Consider the following 2,928-nt stretch of genomic DNA (forward strand, 5'->3'; position numbering starts at 1 on the left):
AATGATCTAAAAGCTTAAACTATCAATTTGTCAATGTCTTAACTTAATGACATTGATGGTAATAATGTGCTTAATTTTTTATTTATAAATTTCGCTTACTCTAAGCGGATATAGTCGATCACTATGTCCAGAAGGCATATTTTCCTCTAACAGTAAATTATGCTTGATCAATTCATTTTTCAATCGATTTACTGTAAAAGAATTACAATTCATTTCATCCATCAGATCTTGATCAGGATAAATAATATACATGTTTCCGTCGGAATCTACCCAGCCATTATTTGTGACTGAGTCATCTTCAGTGTAAAAATTATATATAAATAACGAGCATCGGTACTCAGCTTTTTATATTTTGGATTATGGAAGAAAGCTTGTGGAATACCATTTTACTGCTCTGGGTACTCGATTCCTTTTTTGAATTTTTGAATATCTTTATTCATTTTACTAACCTCTTTAGTTGATAAAACGTACCTTTACAATATGTATTATAGTCCTTTCTTGATTTTCACATAAGTAAAAATAATTATTATAATATAAAGTACTGTTAAAATCAACTATTTTTAAAATAGAGGTTAATTTTTTAAAAATTATGCATAAACTGCTTGCTTTAAGACCCCTACATAAGGAAGATTACGGTACCAACCGTTATAGTCAAGTCCATATCCTACTAAAAATGCATTAGGTGCTTTAAAGGCATAGTCATCAGCTTTGAAATCTACCACACGTGTCTCTGGCTTATCAAGCATTGAAACCACTTCTACACTCTTAGCGCCGCGCTTTCTCATTACTTCAGTAAGTGTCTTCAAAGTGCGACCAGTATCAATAATATCTTCCATAAAAATCACAGGATGATTAGTAACATCAGATTTAATATCTTGAACAATTTTGACATTACCAGTTGAAGAAGTTCCCGCATAACTTGAGGCCTTGATAGGATCAACCGTTAATTTGAATGTTAATCTTTTGATCATATCACTAGCAAAAAGCATTGCTCCATTTAAAACAGGAATAACAATTGGCTCTTGACCAGCATATTTTTTATTTAAACGTTCAGCCATTTCATCCATCCGTTTATTAAGTTGTTCCTGAGTAAATAATACTTTTTCAATATCGTTGTTCATTATAAATGTTTCCCCTCTTGTTCATCTAATGATCAGATTTTAGCATATATTTTTGACAGATTACAGTGTTTTCGCCTGAAAAATAGATAAAATGCTAAAAATGATATTATTTTATATAATAATCGTTCGTGTTTTACTGAAACAAAAGCAAAATAAAAAATGGAAATGCATCATGCATCCCCATTTTTGTGTCAACAGATATTATCTTTCTTCCGCAAAATCGCTAGTCTTCATCATCTTCGTAGAAATAACCCTATTATGATCTCTTTCGTTTTCAATGCTTAATTCAAACACGGATTCATCTGCTTCACTCATAGTCATCTGGCCATAAAGTGATTCAGTATCAGTTTCCTTAGAGTAAACATTTGAAACTAGTAATTCAATAGCCAGTCTTTCATTCTGCGTCAATTTATTAAGATTTCCTACTTTGACTTTGGCACCATCTAATTCATCTTTAGCTGTCTTAATATTCCAAATCAAATATTGAGCTTGCGCAGCTGACACACTATCCTTATTTAATACAGATTTTGCATCATCAATCGCTTGATCATAGTTATACCGTTTGTAAAAACTAGATAATTTGTACTTAATACTACCTTGTACTGCTATTTGCTTATTAATTAAATCCTTTAAATCTAATTCTTCGCTTTCAGACATAGCAATTTTTGCATTATCTTCAGCCTGACTAGCACTATTAATCGGCTTTAAAAATTTACCGTCAACATATTTTACATCGCTAGCCTTAATAAAAGCATCCCCTATCTTTACCGTATTAATTTTAACTACCTCAGGGAAACTAGGAGATGTCTTCAAATTAGCCATTTTTTGATAATGATTGGTTAAATGGTAATAAAGCTCAGCTTTGTTTTCCTGCTCGTTCCACAAATAGATGGCCCCATTAACCTTTATTGGTGCTAAACTCGTCCAAGCAAAACCTTTAGGCGTAATTACTTCTCCGTTAAATGCATATAATGGTGCTTTACTATTATCTCTTTTGACCTCAACAACGGTTGTATTACGAACATCATAGTTGATAGAGTCCATGTTTTGACGGGCAGTGACATCTCTAGCCCAGATATAATAATCCGTGCCTTTAATATGATAAGCATTAGGGAAACTATTGGCTAACACGTCCATGCCACCTAATTGATCGACAACTAGCTTTTGACCTTTTTTATAGTATTTTCCGGTAGTCAAAGCTCTATTCTTGCTGGCCATAAAAATTTGTGGCGCCTTCGTTTTAACTGTTACCGTAGTTTGATTAAATAAAAGCTTATTACCATCGATAGCATCAACATTTGCGGCTTTAATATATTGGTTTTTACCGATCTTAAAATAATCGGCACCCTTAATCTTGGTTATGGTTAATTGATATCTGTGTGCATTTGAATAATTTTGATAAAAGTACAAGTTATCCGCAAAATCATTTTGACTAATCTTGCCTTGATACTTAACTAATGTACCTTTACGCAAAAGCTTCTTAGTATGCTTACCTTTTTTATTATAAATATAGGCATTATGATTGAGCTTCAATTTATCTTTTTGACTAATTTGCCGTTTGTTAGTGGCTGCTAAAACCGTTTGTGACGGTTGAATCATTCCGACAGTAGGTGAAACTGCTAGTAAAGTGGCTACAGAAGTTAATACAATCTTTTGCTTTAATTTCATTTTTTTACCTCATCAAAATTCACTTATATTTTTAATTATAACAAGCAAAAGCAGGCACTCATTAATAGAATGCCTGCTCTTTGTTACGTCAACTACCCTAGACTGAAGTCTAGGGCTTAGTGGATCGTTAGCTTGCGCC

3 protein-coding genes are annotated in these 2,928 nt (G+C 32.6%); all 3 read right to left on the reverse strand.

Annotation, left to right across the window (positions count from 1 at the left end; genetic code table 11):
- Window positions 1-78: 78 nt before the first annotated feature.
- Window positions 79-252, reverse strand: a complete 174-nt coding sequence (locus tag CP368_RS11090; protein ID WP_233187000.1) for a hypothetical protein — start codon at window positions 250-252, stop codon at window positions 79-81.
- 335 nt (window positions 253-587) lie between these two features.
- Window positions 588-1,121 (reverse strand): hypoxanthine phosphoribosyltransferase, encoded by a 534-nt coding sequence (gene hpt, locus CP368_RS09540; protein ID WP_087176391.1) that lies wholly within the window; start codon window positions 1,119-1,121, stop codon window positions 588-590.
- A 201-nt stretch (window positions 1,122-1,322) separates the two neighbouring features.
- Window positions 1,323-2,789 carry an SLAP domain-containing protein gene (locus CP368_RS09545; RefSeq protein ID WP_098044217.1) on the reverse strand — a complete coding sequence of 489 codons (1,467 nt, stop codon included), beginning with the start codon at window positions 2,787-2,789 and terminating at the stop codon, window positions 1,323-1,325.
- Window positions 2,790-2,928 lie beyond the last annotated feature (139 nt).

The organism is Lactobacillus sp. UMNPBX17 (assembly GCF_002553735.1).
GTDB classification, from domain to species: Bacteria; Bacillota; Bacilli; order Lactobacillales; family Lactobacillaceae; genus Lactobacillus; species Lactobacillus gallinarum.

Coding starts and splice junctions, on each gene's coding strand:
- CP368_RS11090 (WP_233187000.1), bottom strand. CDS start 252: ATGTATATTATTTATCCTGATCAAGATCTGATGGATGAAATGAATTGT.
- hpt (WP_087176391.1), bottom strand. CDS start 1,121: ATGAACAACGATATTGAAAAAGTATTATTTACTCAGGAACAACTTAAT.
- CP368_RS09545 (WP_098044217.1), bottom strand. CDS start 2,789: ATGAAATTAAAGCAAAAGATTGTATTAACTTCTGTAGCCACTTTACTA.